We start from the raw sequence: 21,165 nt of genomic DNA, 5'->3' as shown, positions 1-21,165 counted from the left end.
TATTGGCCATGAGCAACCTTTCCACTGAAGCCGTGGATCTCCATCCCGCTGACTCCCCAGTCGCCCCATTGCCAGTCGTTATGCTGACCGCGCCAGGCGGCTCCCACCCGATTAAAGACGATCTTCGACAGATCTTGGCTTTGACTGCCGATGGGAAGTTGTTCATTTCCCCACAGCACCTCTCCGATCCATTTGTCATGTCCTTCATGGACCAACTTGACCACAAAGAGATCGAATTTGAGGTCGTGCATGCCTCGATGTCAGAGATCAAAGCGCTTTATCAAACCTCCGCCTCGACGGATCTCAAAAAGCTGGCCGAGACACAGCGACAAGCCCAGGTTGTTGAGTTTATGGGGGATGCCCATCGACGTGGCGCAAGCGATATCCACATCGTGGTTTCGCATGACATAACCAGGATCAAGTACCGACTGTATGGCGTGCTCAAGGAAGTACGTCAGGAGAAAAGCAACGTCGGGCGAGAATTCTGCGCGGCGCTGTACAACAGCATGTGCGACGTTTCGGGCGACTACTACAAGCCTCACATCTCCCAAGACGCCCGAGTCAGCCGAAAGTTCGTGAATGAGCTGGGACTATACGGGGCTCGTGTAGCCACTCGGCCGCTCGTCGAAGGCCCGATGATGATCATGCGGCTGCTCTACGACGACACGTCCAAAACGACCTTCGAAGCTCTGGGCTTCCTGCCGGTACAGATTCAGGACTTCAAAAGACTGCGTAGCCTGCCCTTCGGTCTGAACCTGATCACCGGCCCGACTGGCTCCGGCAAGTCGAAGTCGCTGCAGGTAAACCTCAACGAGCTGTACGACGAGACCGGTGGCACTCGGCATATTCTCACGCTTGAGGATCCGCCCGAATATCCACTGAAGGCCAATCAGTCCCCTATCTATCCAGGTGAAACCTGGAACGAGGCAATTACGAACTCGGTGCGTCTGGATCCCGATGTGCTGATGTATGGGGAGCTCCGTGACGTCGAATCTGCGAAAGCAGCCTATAGCGGCGCGATGACGGGACATCCGACCTGGTCGACCTTGCACACCAACAATGCGATCGCCTCGCTCCAACGCCTCATCGACATGGGCGTACCACAGTACCTGGTCACCGACCCCGCGCTGACGACCGGCTTCATCAATCAATCGTTGTTGCCGGTGCTTTGCCCCGCTTGCCGTGTACCGCTGAAGGAGCATACGCATCTCATCGACGATGGCCTGCTGGCCCGCGTGAAAGACCTGCAGATTCTCGAGCAAGTCAATCTCCTCGGTGAAGGCTGCAGCCAGTGCAGGGGGCTGGGCGTGGTTGATCGCACCGTCATCGCCGAAACGCTGCTGACCAACCTCCAATTCATGGATGTTTTCAGCCAGCGTGGCGCAAGCGCCGCGCGTAGGTACTGGGTCACAGAGATGGGCGGTATTACGAAGATCAGCCACGCGATCATGAAGATTGCTGCAGGCTCGATCGATCCGCGCCATGCAGAGACCATTGCGGGGCCACTCGACTTTGATCGACAGTTGCTGGAGCTCTCCCATGCTTGAGCTGCTCCAAGGGTTCTGGACAGGTTTACGCGAGGCAGCTCAAGGCTGGGTCGTGACCTTCTACGCCAAGCAGTTTGGCAAGAACGAGCGGGTGCAGTTCTATGAGAGTCTCATGGGGGTTCTTGAGGACGGGATCCCGATCGAAGAAGCGCTGGAAACTGTCGCCAAGGCATTCAGCAACGACGGCAAAGAGCTGCACCCCGTGTCGATCGTTTGTGGTCAGGTGGCCATGCTCGTGCGCGGAGGCAAATCTCTGGCAGAAGCTTGCAGAAGCCATCTCCCCTATGACGAAGCCTCCTTGGTGGACACTGGGGAGAAAACCGGCAACCTGGTGGAAGCTTTCCACGATTGCGTACGGCTGATCGAGGCCCGTCAGCGCATCGCCCGCCTGGTCATCTCGGTGGTAGCACTTCCCGCAATCACCTGGACCCTCATGGGTGCGCTCCTGTATGTCATCGCCACCTGGATGGTGCCGTCGATGGCTCAGCGACAAAATCCCGAAACTTGGACCGGGATTCCTGGGGTCTTGTATGGCCTTTCCAACCTGGTCACGAACTATGGGCTACTGTTCGTGACGGTCATGCTGACGCTGATCATCGCGTCATTCGTGACCCTTCCCTACTTCTGTGGGTTGCAAGTTAAACCCAACAGCCCAGTCTGGAAAACACAACTGAGCCTCTTCTTGCAAACGGCGAGATTACGACTCGAAAGCATCCCCCCTTGGTCGATCTACAAGGTCCTGCACGGTTCGATCTTCCTGCTGAACATGTCGGTCATGCTCCGCGCCGGCGTAGGCCAATTGAGCGCCTTAAACATCCTGAGTCGGAGCGCCTCTCCCTGGCTCCGAGAGCGGATTGACGCCATCCATTACGGCGTCAGCTCGGGTAAAGATTTCGGTACCGCTCTCAAGCTTGCTGGGCACCAGTTCCCAGATGAGATGGCCATCCACTTTCTGCAGGTCCTGGCCACGCGCCAAGGCTTCGCGAAGTCGATGGAGCGATTCGCCAACCGCTGGCTTGAGCAAATGCTCAAGCGAGTGGAGGCCATCTCCAAGTCCCTCACTGCGCTCTCCGCAGTTTTCATGGGGTTGCTCATGATTTTCGTGATGGTCGGTATTTTCCAACTGGCCGTGGGCCTGATGGATTCAATTCAACGCTAAGCACACACCACAGAGGCATAACATGGCACTTTCTACCCCCCACAAACAACGCGGTTTCCTGTCCGTCGACGGCGTGATGTGGATCATGCTAGTCACGATCGCCTTGGGTTTCATTGCCTGGATGGGCTACAAGATGCTCGGCAACTCCGACGCGGCGATCGAGCAGAGCAACATCACTTCGATCATTGCCAACACCAAAAAGCTGAAAGGATCGTCCGGCTACGGCGCCTCTGGCACCAACCTCGTACCGTCGCTGATTGCCATCGACGGGACCGGCTCGATGGGCGTTTCCGGAAGTACTCTGACGAACCAGTGGAACGGCGCGGTGACGTTGGTGAGCGCCGGTATGAGCTTCACCATCACGGAGAACAATGTGCCGAAGGCCGCCTGTATCACGCTGGCAACCAAGATCAGTAAAGACAAACAGACCACCACCAGCATCAACGGGGGCACGGCGTCGAGCGGTGAAGTTCTGCCCGCTTCTGCGACGACAAGCTGCTCCAACGATTCGAACTCGATTTCCTGGACCACTTACTAGAGGCGGCCAGAGTGAGCTTGATTGCAGATGCTGATTTCGTGGATCTCTACCTCGGGCACGATTTCGCAGACGTAAAGGGGCTGGCAGGCCAGCCCCGCAAGATACCTGTTCCTGCTGAGTGGGCATCCGAGATCCTGGACCTCAAGGCCCAGTGCTTGCGTCAGTTCGAGACAACCCGCGAGCCCGAGTTTGCTCTAGTTCTGAAAGAGCGAGTGCTCTTACGGGTGACGTACATACTCGACGTCTTTGCGAAGCCCTTTTTTGTACTGAACCGCTCTCGGGCAACCATCCTTTCGCTCGACGATCTTGGGCTACCGGACCATATCCACGATTGCCTCTTGAATGAACACACCAGAGGGCTGATGTACGTCGTCGGAGAGATGGGCGCCGGAAAGACCAGCACTGCCGCTTCGGCAGTCAAGGCCCGCCTGACCTCTCTGGGGGGGCTCGGACTCACGGTTGAGGATCCGCCAGAAACGCTCCTGCAGGGGGAGCACGGGCCGGGACGCTGCATTCAGCTACCAGTCTCCCGGGCCCAGGGAGGTTACTCAGAAACGCTGATACGAGCCCTGCGTACTAGAGCCGACCTCATCCTGGTCGGCGAAGTCCGAGATACACCCACTGCAGTGGAGGTGATTAAAGCCTCAATCAACGGGCATCTGATTTTTTCGACGGGGCATGGCCGCGACGTCTCCAACGGAATAAAGCGCCTAGCAGTCCTGGCAGAACCGGTTATGCCGAACGCCCTCGAGGTTCTCTCACAGGGGCTTACGGCAGTGATCCACCAGGCACTCTACCGTCCCGACCACGGTCAGCCACGACTCACTCTCCAATGCCTGTCTCTGTCCCAGGATGACGCCCCGTCCATCCGGGAGAAGATCCGCAACGGACACCTCCAGATGATCGAGCAGGACATCGTCGCCCAATCAAACAGGAGTCTCTGGCATGGTCAGTAAACGCAGCCAGGCCGGCTTTTTCACCATCGACGCACTGTTCGGTCTGATGGTGCTGGCTATCATGCTCTCTCTCGCGGGCTGGTGGATGTTCAGCTTCAGTAACCAGCAGGACTATCGCATCGCCGCCGAACACCAGCGGACCGTCGCCGACGCTTTTGCGAAGTATCTGAAAGACAACTACTCCGTGGTACTGACCAACGCTGGGCCGACCACGCCAGTCCAGGTCACCGTGGACATGATGCAGAACACGAAATATCTGCCGGCGGGCTTCAGCTCGACTAATGGCTTCGGCCAGACCGTTGTTGGCTTGGCCAGGCGCCTGAACGCTAACCAGCTCGAGGCGATCGTGATCACCACCGGTGGCCAAGTCATTCCGGAGCTGGGCATTCGTACGATCGCTGAACACCTGGGTGGACCAGGCGGCTTCATTTCAGTGCTCAAGCCCGGGGTGATCCAGGGCGTGCGCGGCGGCTGGGAAGTCGCCCTCAGTAACTACGGCATCAACCCAGGACAGGGCCACACCGCGAGCGCTCTGTTCCTGATGGACGGAGACCTGGCCAACGACTACCTCTATCGCAACGCTGTGCCAGGTCATCCTGAGTACAACCGCATGAACACTGCCATCGATATGGGTGGCAACGACATTAATAATGCCAGGGCGATCACTGCGACGAACGACATCACCAGTAAGGACGGTTGGTTCAGAAGTCAGAACGACACCGGCTGGGTGAACGAGAAGTGGGGCGGAGGCATCTACCAGTCCGATGCAGACTGGATCAGGGTTCTAAACGACAAGGGCCTGTTGAGCGGCGGGAAAATCCGCGGCGGCACGCTGCAGGCAGACGGACGTGTGACAGTTGGGGAATACCTCGATATTGAGAGCACGGCGGTCGATGGCCAAGCATGTCCAAAGATCGGTGTCCAGTCCAAAACCGCCCTCGGGGCGCCGCTCACTTGCCAATGCCTAACGCCTTCTTGCCAATCCTTCGTCTGGAAATCTGCCGGCGCTGCAGATTTTCTCGTCGTCAACTGTGTTATGAACAACTGGCTTAGTTGCGTCCCCGTATGCCCCAGCGGTTACACTCTCCAATCATCTTCAGGCGTTTATGGACAAAACAGTAGCTATTTTGCGGACCGTTACTACGGGGTTGGAGTCTGCACTAGGTGAAATAAACAGGATGGCAGGATTAGCAAAATTAATGCGACCTGTCCGAACCCTCATCATTAGGGCGCAGGGAAAAAGCTTTCTGGCGTCAAGTAGACTTGCTAAAATCACCTTCAACAGTCGTGATGCGATCAGAGATATGCTCAAGATACTCAAAGAAAAAAAATTCAAGAACGCGTTCCGAAAAATGGGGGGAAAAGCTGCCGGAGGCTCTAATTCCTTCAGTTCTCGTGCCTGCGCAACCATTGAAGAGGGAGTCAGTCTCGGGCATATCAGAGTCGAGTCCCCTGCAATCACAATTGGTGCTCACTCGTACATTAGGAGCGGGACCAAACTATCTGTGATTTCTGAGATTGGCCGTTTTTGCTCTATTGGATCTGAATGCACTTTAGGCCAGGAAAAGCACACGCATCCCACTGACTGGGTGAGCACGCATCCATTCCAGTATGAGACAGGGGACTTGTCCTACTCCCCAAATCTTTCCTGGGCAACGGTAGGACATGACGTCTGGATCGGACATGGCGCTACTGTGTTAGAAGGTGTTGAGATAGGCACGGGGGCAATTATTGCGACGCGGGCCGTTGTGACCAAAAATGTGCCTCCCTACGCAATTGTCGGTGGAAATCCAGCTAAAATAATAAAATACCGCCACAGCTCTGAAGTAATTGAGCGACTGCTCCAAAGCAAATGGTGGAATTTCGATATTGAATACCTCAGAAGCCTTCCTCTCAACAATGCAGAGCAGTTTCTCAAGGCAATTGATGGCAGCCCCTCACTACCCTTAGGGCGATACTCAAGACTACGTATTGCGAATCGTAGGGCACAGTAACAACCCCTAGTGAACTGTAGCCCGATGATAATCTTTAATTAGGATATCGTCATGTACATCTACTGGATCGCCATGACCCTGCTGATCGTAGCAGGAGGCATCTTCACCCAGGTGCATCACACCGACGACGTCACTTCCGACCAGGCTGCAGTCGATGCTCTCAGCCGAGGTATGATGATCTATCGCTCAGCCGCCGCTGAGTATGCCCGGGCCAATCCTGGGTTCACGGGAGCACCGTCCGACGCATTGTTGAATCTTCCTCACTGGTTCATTAAGCAGAGCGGGATCGCCACCTACGTCGTCGGTGGAGTGTCCTACACCTACATCGCCGGAACGGTTCCTGCCGGGCTCCTTTCCGCACTGACCGAACGGACTGAGTCGACAACTGTTGGTGTGAAGAGGTCTGGTCAGCTGTTCTCGCCTAAGGGGGGGAACATGGCGATAGCTGTTCCAGCGCCAGTCCCGGAGGGGGCAGTCGTTGCGGTGCATTGACCGTTGACACCTTGGGAACGTACCTACGAGCCTTGCATCTCGGCCATGGTACAACCCATAATGACATCAGTTTTGGTTCAACCCCGCTGGCTACTGACGGTCATCAGTAGCGCCCAGGTGTTGCGGTTCGCCTCAACACCAAACCGTAAGCACGCTATAGCTCCGGGAAGGGCGTGCGGATCTGGTTGTGATTCTCCCTTTGCCTCCCTGCTCTCTCTAGTCGCGCAGCCGTCTAACTCGTGATGATCGAGTTCAAAGGCATACAGAGTCTCAGAAGATTCGGTGCTTCTTAGCTCCAAGGGCCACACTGGTGATGTGGCCCCACTCTTTTCTTTCCCTTTGGGTAGCCTGATGGACTTCAAGCGAGGTCCATCAGGCTACCCAATGGGTACTTCTCCCCCTGCCGGTGGCCCGCCGGCGATAAGCCGGGCTCCTTTTGTGCGCGGATGCGTGCCTCACGTTTGCTGGCCAAAGCCACGAGAATGGCCAGGTGATGAGAATCGAGACGATCAATGCCCAGGGATCGACGATCTCCCCACAGGTGGCTCCTTCTACATCCTTTTCTCATCACGGCTGGAGGTGATCTCCAGCCGGAATACTTTCCCCGACCCTAAATCCCTAATCGAATTCATGGCACCTCGCTGCAGCGGGATATCGAGGCACCCTCATTGTCACGACTGACAAGAGATATAGCGTAACGAAACGAACGAAATCAGCCGTACCAAGGATTTTGATATCGAGAGGGTCAGGGGTGTGCGAGACATACCAAAGTAAAATGCATAGGCAATAAGCCAAACCTGATCCTCCGATCAGAACCCCCATGTTAGCCCAATCACCATCGCGCAACCCTAGATTCAGGCGACCTATAAAGACTATCCAAAATAACACCATCAGATGCGACACCCCCACTGCGGCCGGCAACGCGAGTGCAGCAACAGAGAATGGGTCGGCCAACGGCGATGAATCAGGGAAAATGCTCAACAGCGTCAGCGCACCAAAAGCCATAAGCAATGACCTGCTATTAACCTTGGAAAACCAATCCAAAATATCCTTCATTAGCCTTTAAATCCCCTCGCAAAACGAATGCCATACCCTGTAAATCCAGGGAAATATAACAAACTCGTGAACAGCGTCAACTCACCGCTATTGATCCCGAACAAAAACTATTTCCAACTCTGACAGGCATGGGGTAGATTTATATAAGAGCCAGGCTTCCAGGCTTGTTCTCTAGCATGTATCCAACTATAAAGCGCAGCGTGTCTGCCCTCTCAAAAAAGGACCACAACATGAATTCGATTGAAAAGCTCCGACTCCGCGACGAAGTTGAACCGTATGACTTTGTTCGCATTGAGGGAGCGATCCCAACTCACATCTTGATTAACGGAGAGGTTGCGTCACTCGCCAAAAACGAAATGCAGAAGAACCAAGGCTTTTTCGAAAAGCTTGGCCGCGACCTAGGTGTACTGAGATCCCAACCCGCTTGGGAAGGCTGGGAGGGCTGGGGAGCGGGCGACAAACTTAAACGTGCCGCTCTGCACAAGGCAGGCTGGACTTATAACGATAGTCACACGCCTTACGAAGAGGCTGCGCGCGCTTACGAGAAAGTGCGGCAAGCATTGCTTTCTCCTGACTGCAATTCCCCAGCCGACTTGCTGGATCTGCTCGACTAAAGTATCGGCACCGAGGATTGGCGGCCGAGACGACTACTTTTCCAGGCCAGCCCTGGGCTCGTTGTTTCGTACTGCCAGCTTGACACAAGCCTCCTCTGCTTCGATTATTGGTGTGTGATCTGCTGACGTCGTCAGCAACATGCCCTATGCCGCCCGGATCTGTAATGCGGCAGCACATCATTCGATGTGTGATCCCCCCAAGGTCGTTCAGCTTCTGGTAGCACGACCGATCGACAAACCGTCGATAGAAGCTCCTTCCGCAAACCCAGTGGGGAATCACTTCCCCTGGGATCAGTGTTTCTCCGCATTTCAAACCGCAGGAGAAACACCATGACCGCAATGTCCGCACCAACGACCGGCTTCCGTTTGGGCTACGCGCTCGGCACCCTCACCAGAGAGTTCCTGCGCTCCATGAAACGAACAACTCCGCCTGTCCCAGCCCAGACCCAGCCTGTTGCTCGTTTCGCGAACATATCGCCTACCCGAAACGACTGGGATGAGCTTTGCCGCATTCCCACCCTCGCACGCCGCGGCGTTGATCTGAACCAGTGGTTCGATGCCAACACCAAACCTGTACCACCGACTAAGCGGCGCGTCCGTAAGCGCAAGTCGGCCCAGCGCAAAGCACCAGAGCTGCGTATGGGCTCCTTGGACGATCTAATAGTCCCAGTCGCGGTGATCTAACCCTTCTCCCCTCCCACCCTGTGCCAGGCACCCCACCTGGCAGGGTGAGGGCCTGGCGATCTAAGGAAAGCCATGGCATCCCAAAAGCGCGCCGCCGTAGCGGACGACCTTCGCAAGATCGGCACCACAGCCGTTGCCGCCGCCCTCGTGGGCATTTTTCTGAGCAGCAATCGATTGCTTACCACTTTCGCCTTGGCCGTAGGTGCTGTAATCTGGTTAGCAGGTATTTACCTCACACCGGAGGACTGACATGAGCCAGACCACATTCGGTATTGTTATGCTGACATCCCTGCTCATACTCTGCTTGGGTATGACGGTTTGGGCAGATTGGCCCAATGTCAAACGCCAATGCCAAAAGCTTCTGCGAGTGCATTGAGCGTTTATTCCCATTCAAACCCTCCTTTTGGAGGGTTTTTTGTTCAAGAGCTTGACAAAGTATTCCGCCGTTTCCATTCTTGAGCCTGTGAGCTGCTGACGTCGTCAGCACCCCAAGCCCGAGTAGTCATGATCTGAGAGACTGCCACACCCCTCCAGGTGTTGATCAACCCAAAATCGCCAAGCTTCCGGTAGAGCGATTGGTCAATCTTCGGATTGATGGAAGCCCTCCTAACTTGCAATACCATCCAACCCACGCGGGGAATACTTTCCCCACCTGGGCGAAGTGTTTCTCCGCTTTCGCTATTGAAACTGGAGAAATACAATGAGCAATCAATCTAACGAAGCCAAATTCTTCGATTTTCACGCCACTGGTATCGGTTATCTTAACCGCATCCGCGAAGTGAAGCCTCGTGGTAAAGGCAAACCCTTCTGGGCGGTAACTGTTGCAGCCCTTCGTGGTTCGACAGATAACGCCGAATACACCTACATTGACTGCAACGCGGTCGGCGCCGATGCTGAGACGCTTATCAAGCGCTGCCAGCCGGCTGTTGAAGCCGGTAAGAAGGTGCTGGTCTCCTTCCGTATCGGCGACATGTGGGCTGATGCATTCACCTATGAGAAAGGCGAGAAGAAAGGTCAAGCCGGCGCAAGCCTCAAAGCTAGACTGCTCTTCATCGGCTGGATCAAGGTCGACGGCAAGCTGGTTTACGAGGCTAAACCGAAGACTACTGACACCACAGCAGACGACCTTGGTCACCCTGCGGCAAAGCTACCTGTTGAACAGGAACTTCCTGTAGCCGAACAGTTTGCCAATGAACAGCTGCCTGACTTCGGACCGGAGTCCCAAAAGCCAGCCAACGAAGCTGCATAATCCATTTCAAGGCGCCCAAAAGGCGCCTTTACTTTTGGAACCATCCATGACCCAGCACAAGCCCCTTCTCCTAACTATCGTCGTTCTCGCTGTTTTCATAACGATTGTTGTACAAACATTCAGAGCTACTGAACAACACAAAGCTGACGAGCAAGCACTTGCTCAAGCTTGCGTAAAACCTGCTCCAGACCATTTTCGTAAGCCAGCGCACTGTTTCATTCGAACTGATGAATCAACAGTATATGGCCCACGAATTTAACATTCGAGTTTTCACACAGTAACCTACCTCTAATGCCGCCCTTAGGGCGGCCTAGCACTTCAAACCTAATCGGGTACATCACCCGAGCGGGCTGGTGGCCCCTCATCGGAGAATCACCATGTCCCAAGCCACTCAAGCCTTCAACGGCGTCATGTTCATCACCAATCCTTTCGAGAAACGAGTTACCGGAGCCTTCATCCGCGTAGACGTACTCGAGCGGCGATTCGCTGATTTAATCAAGGCGAGTTCGGACCTTGCTCTGGAACGATTTGGCCAACTCCACGTACTTTACGAGATGAACCTGCTCTGTACGCTACGCAATGCATACGCAGCACTGACCTTTCCTCACAACAAGTTGTTCGAGCGTGAAGCAGCACGACAAGGCTTCCAGCTCAATATGGAGAACTACCTTGCAGCACAGGAAACTGCTGCTGCCCTCCGGAAAGAGATCAACGAAGGTTTATTCTGACCCATTATGTTCCACCTGTCCTCCACCCCGAAGGGTATTCCTTCGGGTGGACTTTAAGTACAAAAACGGGCGCCCCGTGGCCTCTGCCGACAGCCCATCCAACGAATTCTGTTTTGGTTCACTGTCGTTGACAGTGCCTCCCGGAGCCAGGGTTTAAGGCTCCAGCGCGCTGCGCCAACCCACCCAAGATCGCCTAGCACTCGGCAGCGCGATCACATCACTCAGTGATGGAGTGCCTTCTACTTTACCTACCCGCGGGGATCTCATCCCTCGCGGACTGAGGCCTCGCTCATTCTGGAGACCTCTGATGTCCATACCATCCGCCTCGTCCGAGGCATACCTCACCCTTCCGGTTGTCCTGGACAACGCTGCGTGGATGCGTGCGGTCTATCTCGAAAACCCTGACCGGGTAGCCGAAATGAGCCAACGCCTCGCCACCGTCGTACAAACGGCGTGGCAAGAACTCAAGCAGCAACCTCTGGCCAAGGCTATTACCTTCGGCGTGTATACAAAGCGCCATACTGGCCGCCATCGTGAGTGGGTTGCCCTCGCTTTGCGAGTCGTCACCCCCGAGAACGAGCCTGCCTACATCCAGATCCAGCTGCAGCCCACTGCAGACTCCGCCTGAAACAGCCAGTTAATCACCCAGAGGGGTCACCCTCTGGGGTGGGTTCCTCTCAACCAGGAGCACGCCACATGGCACAATCACCCAACCCCTTCAACATCGCTACCGGCGATCACCCTGTACCTCATCCCTGCTGCAGCCAAGCGTTCGAGATCGCATCTGCACACTTGCCCGAGGAGGACTGGGAGGAGCTGCAGGCACTCGTTGAAACTGCTGATACAGCTCTGCTTCAGTTCGAGTGCTTCACCCTGCCCGACAGTGACGCCATCGGCTTCAAACTTCTCAGTACGCCCTGGACCGACCAACATCTTGGACAGTACTGGAGGTACGAACTGTCGACACTTCAAGCTCTGCAAGCCACCGAGGGCTTCAGTGAGGAGACCATCCGAGTGCTCACTCTTGCCGCTCAGGCTGAAGTGAGGTTCCTGGTCATCGACCCCAACAGCAACGTTCTCGACGGTCTGCCGCTGTTCGACTGCTGGCCACCTTCCACTCTCGCGGGGAACGCCCGCTGGGTGTTCCCCATGCTTTACGGGGAGCGCACATGATCTCAACTACCGGCCAGTTGGCCATCCGCACCATCTCCGGCCGACTCGGGCTATTCAACGTCGGCCGCCTCAGTACCTCGATCGGTGAGTTCACCATCAAGGATGCTCTTCTGGATCAGTACCAGGAGGGTAAATACCGAGGTGATTTCGCGATCAAGCAGATTCGCCCATCGTATTACTCACACGGCGGTCGACTCGTTGTTGAGATCAGGGCTGAACTCGAGGGCATGACCCTGGAGGATGTCACAGGTCTCAGTCGCGAAGACGAAGAACACCTGCCAACCAACGTCCCTGACCCTCTTGAGGAGGACGGGCCACCACCCACACCGATACCGCCACGTCGGACTCCAATTACGCCGGCGCGACAACCCCAAACTGATGCCTTCGCCTCGGATGAGCCCTTCGGGATGAGTCCATCGGAGCCACCGAGCACGAACGACATCGATGCCGAGCTATTTGGCACGGTTTGGCCATTGAGCGAAACCGTGAGGCTCGACACCACCGTAGACCGACAACGGCTGCGCGCCCAGTGCACGCGGCTGGACCAGCTCGGTTTTACCATGGACTTCAAAACTCAAACCTGGACCAGGGCTTCGCCTTAAAGCGCCCTGCCAGAGCACTGACGCAGTCAACCTGAACCACACACCCTGAGGGGCCTCCTCGGGGGCTCCATTTATCTACCTGGAGCACCACCATGAACGCCATGTTCAGCCACTTGAGCAAACAAACCCTCGCCAACATTGAGGACCAGCTGTCCAACAACGAGGTGTCGACTGACGAGGAGCTCGTCGACTTCTTCATCGAAGAGTTGGACCTCACACTGGACCAGGCTGAGGCTGCTATACGTCTCAGAGACCAGTACCGGATCCAAATATTCCTCGAGGGTCACGGCCCGCTGCACCAACACGACAGTGTGGCTTTCGATCCGCTCACCAGGACCTTCAATTAACCACCAGACCACCCCGGGGGCGTTTCCGCCCTTTGGGACGGACGCCTCCACAATGGAGGCCATCATGCACCCATCCCCCTTGTTTAAGATCGAGGAATGCCCGGACCTGTACGTCGACGCCTGTGTGTGCGACGAACAGCGCAACCTGGTGTTCATCTCGGCCTGGGGTCGTGACACCGCACTGCAGGAGTTTCTGGCCAGGCTCACACTTGGCCGGGAAGAGAATGGCCTTGAGCAGTTTCACATTCTCGTCGACGGGCGGAGCATTCCCGTCTTCCCGAACCTGGACCTGCTGGAAAAGCGCACCACACGGCAATTCCGCGGGACGTTGTTCGGCAGCATGTTGCACCTCTGGCTGTTCGATCGACGCGCCTCTGTTCCCGACCAAGCCAATCACTTCGCTTTCGCCCTCCTGGAGCGCAATGAAGCTCCACACCATCGACTCTGGCCGCTGGTGATCGAGACCTGCCCACTCCCCCTTCTCTCCCACTGGCGCGAGCCCGTGATTGAGGTACTCACCCAGCACCAGATGCTGATCGCCCTCCCTGGAGCGATCGGCAATGTCTGCGCCTGGCGACTCGCCATGAAGCTCGAGGTGCTCGAGCCTACTCTCGGAGAGCTGATCCGCCAGGGCGTACTCACCACTGAAGCTCAGGTGCCTGCCTGAGCTCATCCACCAACTCAAAGGACACTCTATGGCCCTCATGTTTCCGCGCCTGGCGCGCAACTTTGCCCGCAACGGCTACTACCCCACCGATGAAATAACTCTTGAACGCACGCTGCAGGCACTCACTCCCGCCACTTCGGGCAGGATGAGGATCTGCGACCCCTGTGCCGGCGAGGGTGTTGCCCTTGCTGAAGCGGCTCATCTCTTAGGCCGCGACCAGGTCCAAGCGTTCGCCGTCGAGTACGATCTCGAACGCGCGGATCACGCGCGTGGCCTGCTCGACCGGGTGCTGCACAGCGACCTCTTCGACACCTTGATCAGCCGCCAGTCGTTCGGCTTGCTCTGGCTCAACCCACCCTACGGTGACCTGGTCGCGGATCACTCCGGTGCGTCCCAGTACCAAGGCAGCGGCCGCCGGCGCTTGGAGAAAGCCTTTTATCAACGCTGCCTCCCGCTTCTGCAGTACGGCGGCGTCATGGCGCTCATCGTTCCTCACTACGTGCTGGACGACGAGTTCACAGGATGGCTGAGCAACCACTTCGCCGAACTGCGTGTATACGGTGCTGCAGACCCCACCTTCAAACAGGTGGTGATCTTCGGCATTCGCGTACGCCGGCAAGACCTGGCTCGGGCCACCACCAACCAGGTGAGATCCCGCCTGCAGGCGATCGGCGCTGGGCAGCAACTGGCCGAGGAGATCCCTGCCACCTGGCCATGGGAGCCGTACCTCATTCCGTCAGTTGCCAGCGAGCTGGAGCACTTCTACCGCATTACCCTGGAGCCGGAGCAATTCGCCTCCGAGATTCTGCGGCTGCGAGGCCTCTGGCCCGACTTCAACTTGCATTTCGGTCAGGCCGGCCTTCAACCCCGAGCCCCTGTCCGCGAGCTTTCTCGCTGGCACCTCGCCCTGGCCCTGGCCGCCGGCGCAATCTCCGGTGTTGTACGTTCGAAGTCGGGGCGCGTCTTGGTCGTGAAGGGTGATACCTACAAGGACAAGGTGCGCAAGACCGAATTCACCGAGGACGAGAAAGGCAACGTCTCAGAAGTCAGGATCCTCACCGACCGGTTCATTCCGATCATCCGCGCCTGGGAAATGACACCTTCCTCGGTGAACTACGGCAAGGTGCTGATCATCAGTTCCTCACCGGCGAGCAACGACGAAGCGCCTGCAACCGATCAGTCAGTTGCAACGCCGCTGTTCAACCCGGGGCAGATCATGATGACCGCCGCTGTCAGCCATCTGGTCGAAACCGGGCAGCTCAACCCTACTACCTCGCTGAAACGCCATCTTGCTGGCGACTGGGGTGAGCTGTGCGATGATGATCGGGCCTCCAATCAGCTTGCGCTCACCCACGGAGACCGTTTGTTCTCAGGCTATGACATCGACGCCGGCGACGAGTCTACGCTCTGGATCATCACCGAAGCCGACCGCAGCTCCACCACCCTGCTGCTTCCCAGCGACTACTGACCCACGCCGCAACGGCGACAACCCCACACCGACCCATAGGGTATGCCCATACCCGCTGGGGTTTGTGCATGCCCTGCTATCCCAGGAGATGCACATGAACGCACTGACCCAAGCAGCCGCCTCGGCCAACTCCCCACTGAATATCAACCTGACGGATTTCATCGACGAATTCGGCGATGAGCTACTGGAGTCGCTCAACCGCTCCAACCCTCCGGTTTATACCGGCAGCATTAACGAACAGCGCCAGGCCGTGATGGGAAGTCTCAAGCGCACTCCATTCGTGGCGCAAGCTGAGGTTGTCCAAGCCATAACGGCGCTTCTGCTCGATCGCAGCGAGCAAGCTGCGATCATCAACGCCGAGATGGGTACCGGGAAGACGATGATGGCCATCGCAGTCGCTGCCGTGCTCCACGCGGCAGGCTACCGTCGAACCCTCGTCATCTCACCACCCCACCTGGTCTACAAGTGGCGGCGCGAGATCCTGGAGACCACACCAGGCGCCCGCGTCTGGGTGCTCAACGGCCCGGACACGTTGGTCAAGCTGCTTAAGCTGCGTGACCAGGCAGAGCAAACCTATGACGGCCGGCCGGAGTTCTTCATCCTCGGCCGCGTCAGGATGCGGATGGGTTTCCACTGGCGACTCGCCTGCTGGAAGCGGCGTACTGCAGGTGGCCAGCGGCTGGCGGCATGTCCAGATTGTGGCCAGGTCATCGAGGACCTGGAAGGCAACCTGGTCACCGTGGAAGAGTTCGAGCGCGGTGATCGCCGTCGCAACTGCAGTGCCTGCAACGCTGCCCTCTGGACGCTTATGCGCCCAGGCAAAGCTGATGGTGGGGACCGACGCTCGACAATCCTGAAGTCGATGTGCCGGATACCAACGATCGGCCCGGTCCGGGCGGAACGGCTGCTGAACGACTTCGGCGAGGACTTCCTGGCCTCGATGCTGGTCGACAACGTCTCAGAGTTCATCAACTTGATGGACGCGAAAGGCAACTTCGTCTTCAGCGACCGTCAGGCCAAGCGCATGGAGCGGGCGATGGCCAACATCGAGTTTGGATTCGGCGAAGGCGGCTACCAGCCGACAGAGTTCATCAAGCGCTACCTACCCGATGGTTTCTTCGACCTGCTGGTTGTCGACGAAGGGCATGAATACAAGAACAGCGGTTCGGCCCAGGGCCAGGCCATGGGGGTGTTGGCCGCGAAGGCGCGTAAAACCGTGCTTCTCACCGGGACCTTGATGGGCGGCTACGCCGACGACCTGTTCTACCTCCTGTTCCGCATTCTCACCCAGCGCATGATCGAAGACGGCTACCGACCCAACGCACGCGGCAGTATGGCTCCTGCAGCCATGTCGTTCATGCGCGATCACGGAGTCCTCAAGGACATCTACACCGAGCGCGATGGCGATTCGCACAAGACTGCCAAGGGCAAGAAGCTGTCGGTACGCACCGTGAAGGCCCCAGGCTTCGGCCCTAAAGGCATCCACCGGTTCGTGCTGCCATTTACCGTATTCCTGAAGCTCAAGGATATCGGTGGCAACGTGCTGCCCAGCTACCAGGAGGAGTTCATCGACGTGCCCATGGCACCGGAGCAGGCCTCGGCCTACCAGCGCTTGGCGGCCACGTTGACCGCTGAGCTCCGCCAGGCCCTGGCCCGGAGAGACACCACTCTTCTGGGAGTGGTGCTCAACGTGCTACTGGCCTGGCCGGACTGCTGCTTCCGATCGGAGATGGTCAAACATCCGCGTACTCGAGACACGCTGGCCTTTGTGCCGGCGCTCTTCGGCGACCATGAACTGATGCCCAAGGAGCAGGCGCTGCTGAACCTTTGCCTCGAGGAGAAAGCGAAAAGCCGCAAGGTCCTTGCATATACCGTCTACAGCGGGACGCGCGACACCACATCCAGGCTGAAGAAGGTCCTCGAGCAGGCAGGCCTTCGCGTTGCGGTACTGCGGGCCACGGTTGAAACGGCTCGGCGCGAGGACTGGATCCTCGACCAGGTCGACCGTGGTGTCGACGTGCTGCTCACCAACCCGGAGCTGGTTAAGACCGGGCTGGACCTGCTGGACTTCCCAACCATCGCGTTCCTGCAGACCGGGTACAACGTGTACACCCTACAGCAGGCCGCGCGGCGGTCGTGGCGGATCGGACAGAAACACCCGGTCCGAGTAGTGTTCTTCGGCTACGCCGGAAGCTCGCAGATCACCTGCCTGCAGTTGATGGCCAGGAAGATCGCAGTGGCGCAGAGTACTTCGGGAGATGTACCGGAATCTGGACTCGACTCTCTCAACCAAGATGGGGACTCCGTCGAGATGGCACTGGCACGTCAACTCATAGCCGCATGATTCATTGCCGCCTTCGGGCGGCATTTTAGTATCATTCACGCTGGCCTTACCCCGGGATTACGCATCACAACAGGACGTGTCTAATGAGTACCCCCAAAAAAAAGCACAAACCCACAGCAAAAGAAACAGCTCAAGCGCTTTATACCAAACGGTCGACTAAAATCATAAAAAAAATCCGAGGAGTTGATCGAGAATTCTTCATAAAAACATGTTTAACAAAAATATCTAAAATTAAAAAAAATAACGACGTTAGCTTTGACTTTGAACACGTTTGGATACTAGCAATAAAAATTTCTGCCACATACTCGACCGGAAACCGAAAGCCAGACAACAATGAAGTAGTAGGAATCATAAATAGCCTATGGCGGCTGCATAACTGCTTGATACCCTATCTAGAGTCGAATCTTAACCCTATGATCGCTATGCGCGCGATGTTCAATCAGCAATCAACCCTACAGCATCACATAGTTAAGTCATACGCAGATATAATGCGCCAATCTCACCTCCTTTCTGCCTGCGACCCCCTAAATAATTATTTGAAAGCAAAATATGGGTTCTCCATCACAACCTACTGCTTCATTTGGTTTCTAATACTTACTCAGATAACAAATTCAGAATTCGGCTCAACTGAAATTAATCTAGGGCGCCTGATCCTTGACTGCCACGCCTACATCAAAACCAGAGAAATCTACAATTTTTTCAAGGCATTCTCTATCTCTCCTCGTGAAATGCCAGCTTTTTTTGCAAATTACACTACTTACGACCCTGACTTCGAAAGCTACTTTTATGATTCACCCCTGAAGCGAAGACCATTCATCCACACAGGAATGACCATCAGAACCATCTCCAATAATCTCGCATTCTCATCAGCAAGCTTTTTGCTACCTCAGCTATTTAAAGATTCAAAAGAAATATCCCCAACCTTTAAAAAAATATTTACCAAGAAATTTGAAGATTACATTGGAGAGTTATTAGCACAGACCAATGTGACGCACAAAACCGAGGAACAGATAAAAGATTTATACAGATCGCTAGGACACTCTGGAAAAACCAACAATGTCGTTGACCACATGCTAATTTCACCCGAAACCAAGACCGTACTATTGGTCGAATCAAAAGGTGTTGAGCAAACCGATTTCGTCAAAGTCATTCTTGACTCCACAACACTCGCCAAGCGATTAGAAGACAACCACATTAAAGGTATAGCTCAATCACAGCAATGTATTGGCATACTTGAAAAAAGCCCTGACTTTGCAGGCTACACCTTCTACTCATGTATTATTGTCAATGACGACTATGGGTTCTCGGATGCTGAATCGCTTGAGAAGCTTATTGGAGCCTCCGCCTTAGCCAAGGCTAAAACTCCGGTATCGTACCCTTCACCAATACCATTTTCGCGAATTCTATTCGTAAGAATCAGCACTCTTGAGAAAGTATGCAGCTCTATTCAAGACAGTGAATACACTCTCGGCGACTTACTACATCAGCTTGAGTCTCCTCAAACATTCGGTAACCTAGAGAAAATCCATCACTCACTGAGCAAAGCGCACCCCGCTGAGGCAATAGCCAAAATCCTGACCGAAAATTCTCCTGCGATACAAACACTTCTCTCTCAAAAATCCGGACGTTCAGAAACATACTCGTTACTAAAACTAATGCAGAACATCCATAGCATATCAACAAGTCTTACACGTCATCACAACGCAAGTACGTCAGACACTTGAAGAGCGACTTCAGGCTGTTATATTGGCAAGATCAGATCTTGCCCCTCATTACGGGCGCCTCCCACCTTCTTACTGACAGGGTGCCACTTGAAGTCGGTGGACGGCCGGCAACCGCTCTCCACGATTTCTGCTGCGCGCTCGCTTGAGGTCGCTAGACTGATCCACTCCCGAGCCTGTTCGGGGTTCAGCACCAGGGGCTTTCGGTCGTGTATATCGACGAGGCCTTGGTCAGCTGCTGCGGTGATGATCACGAAACCGTCGCGCTTGTCTGGCTCGATACCGGGGTGGACTTCAGCCAGGGCTGCGAAGAACAACGGGGAGTGGTCCACTGGCTTGATGTAGTAGGGCTGCTTACGCTTTGGGTCCGCAGGATCAGGCACCCACTCGAACCAGCCATTCGCCGGCGCCAAGGCTCGGCCATTCGGCCAAAGCGATTTGAAGAATTTTCCCGTCATCACCGTTTCGGCCCGCGCATTGATCGGGTCGGGCCTTTTCCCCTTCGCCCACAAAGGCGACCATCCCCATTTCACTAGATCTACGCTCAACCCTCCCGGCACTGGCCTTATCAACTCCACACGAGTAGAGGGCGCCACGTTGTACCGGTTGATCCGATCATGGTCATACCCATGGATGACTACTAGATCGAGGGCCAACTGCCTCAGGTAGTCGTCCATGCTCTCGTAGATCGAGTGTAACCGCTCCATGAACCCCACATTCAAAGCGCGAAGCTGGTCGCCAATGCTATGCTCCCGATTTCTTTCTGGAGCCAGCGTACGAGTGCTTGAGTCCCCTTCAGCACTGCTCTGCAAGGTCAGTAAGCGCTGCCCAGCATACGCTTATCAAGGAATCAAAATGTCCATCGTTCAACGCTACCTCGCCGGCTTCGCAGCGGTAGCGACTCCGGTGCAGCGCACCAAGCTGGCAATCACCAAAGGCGCGAGGGTGGCTAATCTGGAGCGTCTGCTGGCGCGTTTTCCCGCGTGCCCTGAGGCTTTGCTTGAGCTGTTGGGTAAGATGGATGGCACCCATTACCGCCTGTACCCCGGCGGCACGGTGGTCCTGTTGGTACTCGGCTCAGATCTCGGTGGCTGCCCGTATTATTTGCGCTCGGTCAAACAGATACTTGAGTACGCAAACGCCCCACACCTGCGCGATACGCTGCATCAGGTCTATGACGGAGCGCCACACATTTCGCCCAACCCCATCGGGCCAGGCATCCACCCTCATGTGCCAATTTGCGACTACCTGTGTTTCGCCGAATGCGCCAACAATGGCGGTACCTCGGCCCTTTTCCTCGATTTCAATCCAGCGCCTGGCGGTACCGTGGGCCAAGTAGTTCGCTTTATCCACGACCCAGACGAATACAGGGTGATCGCGCCGAGCTTTGAAGCCTATCTTGAGTTGTTGATAGAGGCTGACTATCCATTCGTGAACGACTTCTACGACGATGACAATCACGATGGCGAAGGCGAAGATGACGACCATTTCGACTGACGACTGTTAAGCCTCAGGCGTCGCGCGTCAAATACGCCTTGATGCGATTCAATCAGACTGGCCGCTGCGCTTTCGGTCCTGCGGGCAATGACCATCAGCCATCGCCCGTTTGTTCTTCCGGCTCCGCCGCGATGGCCCTGTTCGTCCTGGATTTTGCGCAGCACGCCAACTCCTTCATCAGCGTGGCCTGTCTATTTGGGCCATCGCTCGCCAGATGCGCTGCTCGCTAAATACCATTCGACGTCACCTCAATTTCAGTCCCAGCGCCAGCCAGTCGTCTATGACTCGAGGTAGAGGCAGCTCCGCTGTCGTGCACACAGGGTCAACAC

23 protein-coding genes are annotated in these 21,165 nt (G+C 55.9%); 21 read left to right on the top strand and 2 right to left on the bottom strand.

Translation table 11 applies throughout. The features are described from left to right. Window positions 1-8: 8 nt before the first annotated feature. The 7 genes from ACK2SD_RS07260 to pilM all read left to right on the top strand — a co-directional run bounded on the left by ACK2SD_RS07260 (window position 9) and on the right by pilM (window position 6,686). Window positions 9-1,547 (top strand): GspE/PulE family protein, encoded by a 1,539-nt coding sequence (locus ACK2SD_RS07260; RefSeq protein WP_412461752.1) that lies wholly within the window; start codon window positions 9-11, stop codon window positions 1,545-1,547. Beyond that, window positions 1,540-2,706: a type II secretion system F family protein gene (locus ACK2SD_RS07255; RefSeq protein ID WP_412461751.1), complete on the top strand. Its 1,167-nt coding sequence runs from the start codon at window positions 1,540-1,542 to the stop codon at window positions 2,704-2,706. The genes ACK2SD_RS07260 and ACK2SD_RS07255 overlap by 8 nt, the downstream gene beginning before the upstream one ends. 22 nt (window positions 2,707-2,728) lie before the next feature. Continuing rightward, window positions 2,729-3,244, top strand: coding sequence for a type 4 pilus major pilin (locus ACK2SD_RS07250; protein ID WP_225231628.1), 516 nt, complete (start codon window positions 2,729-2,731; stop codon window positions 3,242-3,244). Between the two features lie 11 nt (window positions 3,245-3,255). After that, a complete protein-coding gene (locus ACK2SD_RS07245) occupies window positions 3,256-4,200 on the top strand; it encodes an ATPase, T2SS/T4P/T4SS family (protein ID WP_412461750.1) in 945 nt (314 codons plus the stop codon). Continuing rightward, window positions 4,190-5,368 (top strand): shufflon system plasmid conjugative transfer pilus tip adhesin PilV, encoded by a 1,179-nt coding sequence (pilV, locus tag ACK2SD_RS07240; protein ID WP_412461749.1) that lies wholly within the window; start codon window positions 4,190-4,192, stop codon window positions 5,366-5,368. The genes ACK2SD_RS07245 and pilV overlap by 11 nt, the downstream gene beginning before the upstream one ends. A 136-nt stretch (window positions 5,369-5,504) precedes the next feature. Beyond that, a complete protein-coding gene (locus ACK2SD_RS07235) occupies window positions 5,505-6,194 on the top strand; it encodes a CatB-related O-acetyltransferase (RefSeq protein ID WP_412462282.1) in 690 nt (229 codons plus the stop codon). A gap of 51 nt (window positions 6,195-6,245) precedes the next feature. Then, window positions 6,246-6,686, top strand: coding sequence for a type IV pilus biogenesis protein PilM (gene pilM, locus ACK2SD_RS07230; RefSeq protein ID WP_412461748.1), 441 nt, complete (start codon window positions 6,246-6,248; stop codon window positions 6,684-6,686). A 618-nt stretch (window positions 6,687-7,304) separates the two neighbouring features. On the opposite strand, the gene ACK2SD_RS07225 is transcribed toward pilM, so the two are convergent. Then, on the bottom strand, window positions 7,305-7,742 hold the full coding sequence (locus ACK2SD_RS07225; RefSeq protein ID WP_412461747.1) for a hypothetical protein: 438 nt from the start codon (window positions 7,740-7,742) through the stop codon (window positions 7,305-7,307). A gap of 230 nt (window positions 7,743-7,972) precedes the next feature. On the opposite strand from ACK2SD_RS07225, the gene ACK2SD_RS07220 reads away from it, so the two are divergent. The 13 genes from ACK2SD_RS07220 (at window position 7,973) to ACK2SD_RS07160 (ending at window position 19,342) form a co-directional block, all read left to right on the top strand. Then, window positions 7,973-8,356: a hypothetical protein gene (locus ACK2SD_RS07220; RefSeq protein ID WP_412461746.1), complete on the top strand. Its 384-nt coding sequence runs from the start codon at window positions 7,973-7,975 to the stop codon at window positions 8,354-8,356. 330 nt (window positions 8,357-8,686) lie between these two features. Next, window positions 8,687-9,040, top strand: a complete 354-nt coding sequence (locus ACK2SD_RS07215; RefSeq protein WP_412461745.1) for a hypothetical protein — start codon at window positions 8,687-8,689, stop codon at window positions 9,038-9,040. A 72-nt stretch (window positions 9,041-9,112) separates the two neighbouring features. Next, window positions 9,113-9,289: a hypothetical protein gene (locus ACK2SD_RS07210; RefSeq protein ID WP_412461744.1), complete on the top strand. Its 177-nt coding sequence runs from the start codon at window positions 9,113-9,115 to the stop codon at window positions 9,287-9,289. A 451-nt stretch (window positions 9,290-9,740) separates the two neighbouring features. Next, window positions 9,741-10,289, top strand: coding sequence for an STY4534 family ICE replication protein (locus tag ACK2SD_RS07205; protein ID WP_412461743.1), 549 nt, complete (start codon window positions 9,741-9,743; stop codon window positions 10,287-10,289). Between the two features lie 377 nt (window positions 10,290-10,666). Next, window positions 10,667-11,017 (top strand): hypothetical protein, encoded by a 351-nt coding sequence (locus ACK2SD_RS07200; RefSeq protein ID WP_412461742.1) that lies wholly within the window; start codon window positions 10,667-10,669, stop codon window positions 11,015-11,017. A gap of 307 nt (window positions 11,018-11,324) precedes the next feature. Next, complete coding sequence (locus tag ACK2SD_RS07195) at window positions 11,325-11,645, top strand: hypothetical protein (RefSeq protein WP_412461741.1); 321 nt, start codon at window positions 11,325-11,327, stop codon at window positions 11,643-11,645. Between the two features lie 68 nt (window positions 11,646-11,713). Beyond that, window positions 11,714-12,190, top strand: coding sequence for a hypothetical protein (locus tag ACK2SD_RS07190; RefSeq protein ID WP_412461740.1), 477 nt, complete (start codon window positions 11,714-11,716; stop codon window positions 12,188-12,190). After that, on the top strand, window positions 12,187-12,792 hold the full coding sequence (locus ACK2SD_RS07185; RefSeq protein WP_412461739.1) for a DUF3275 family protein: 606 nt from the start codon (window positions 12,187-12,189) through the stop codon (window positions 12,790-12,792). Before ACK2SD_RS07190 ends, ACK2SD_RS07185 begins: the two co-directional genes overlap by 4 nt. A gap of 92 nt (window positions 12,793-12,884) precedes the next feature. Beyond that, window positions 12,885-13,139: a hypothetical protein gene (locus ACK2SD_RS07180; protein ID WP_412461738.1), complete on the top strand. Its 255-nt coding sequence runs from the start codon at window positions 12,885-12,887 to the stop codon at window positions 13,137-13,139. 64 nt (window positions 13,140-13,203) lie between these two features. Next, complete coding sequence (locus tag ACK2SD_RS07175) at window positions 13,204-13,806, top strand: hypothetical protein (protein ID WP_412461737.1); 603 nt, start codon at window positions 13,204-13,206, stop codon at window positions 13,804-13,806. Between the two features lie 28 nt (window positions 13,807-13,834). After that, window positions 13,835-15,274, top strand: coding sequence for a DUF6094 domain-containing protein (locus ACK2SD_RS07170; RefSeq protein WP_412461736.1), 1,440 nt, complete (start codon window positions 13,835-13,837; stop codon window positions 15,272-15,274). Between the two features lie 94 nt (window positions 15,275-15,368). Continuing rightward, on the top strand, window positions 15,369-17,618 hold the full coding sequence (locus ACK2SD_RS07165; RefSeq protein ID WP_412461735.1) for an SNF2-related protein: 2,250 nt from the start codon (window positions 15,369-15,371) through the stop codon (window positions 17,616-17,618). A gap of 83 nt (window positions 17,619-17,701) precedes the next feature. Further along, entirely contained in the window at window positions 17,702-19,342 is a 1,641-nt protein-coding gene (locus tag ACK2SD_RS07160) for a hypothetical protein (RefSeq protein ID WP_412461734.1), read from the top strand. A 17-nt stretch (window positions 19,343-19,359) separates the two neighbouring features. Here ACK2SD_RS07160 and ACK2SD_RS07155 read toward each other — a convergent pair whose 3' ends face one another. Then, window positions 19,360-20,016 (bottom strand): SOS response-associated peptidase family protein, encoded by a 657-nt coding sequence (locus tag ACK2SD_RS07155; protein ID WP_412461733.1) that lies wholly within the window; start codon window positions 20,014-20,016, stop codon window positions 19,360-19,362. 178 nt (window positions 20,017-20,194) lie between these two features. Between ACK2SD_RS07155 and ACK2SD_RS07150 the strand changes: the two genes are divergently transcribed. Continuing rightward, window positions 20,195-20,836 (top strand): SMI1/KNR4 family protein, encoded by a 642-nt coding sequence (locus tag ACK2SD_RS07150; RefSeq protein ID WP_412460371.1) that lies wholly within the window; start codon window positions 20,195-20,197, stop codon window positions 20,834-20,836. The last annotated feature ends 329 nt before the right edge of the window (window positions 20,837-21,165 follow it).

This window comes from Pseudomonas sp. SC11 (assembly GCF_047039205.1).
GTDB classification, from domain to species: domain Bacteria; phylum Pseudomonadota; class Gammaproteobacteria; order Pseudomonadales; family Pseudomonadaceae; genus Aquipseudomonas; species Aquipseudomonas boreofloridensis.
Note: the sequence above shows the minus strand (reverse complement) of the source record. Positions and strands in the feature narration are given on the sequence as shown.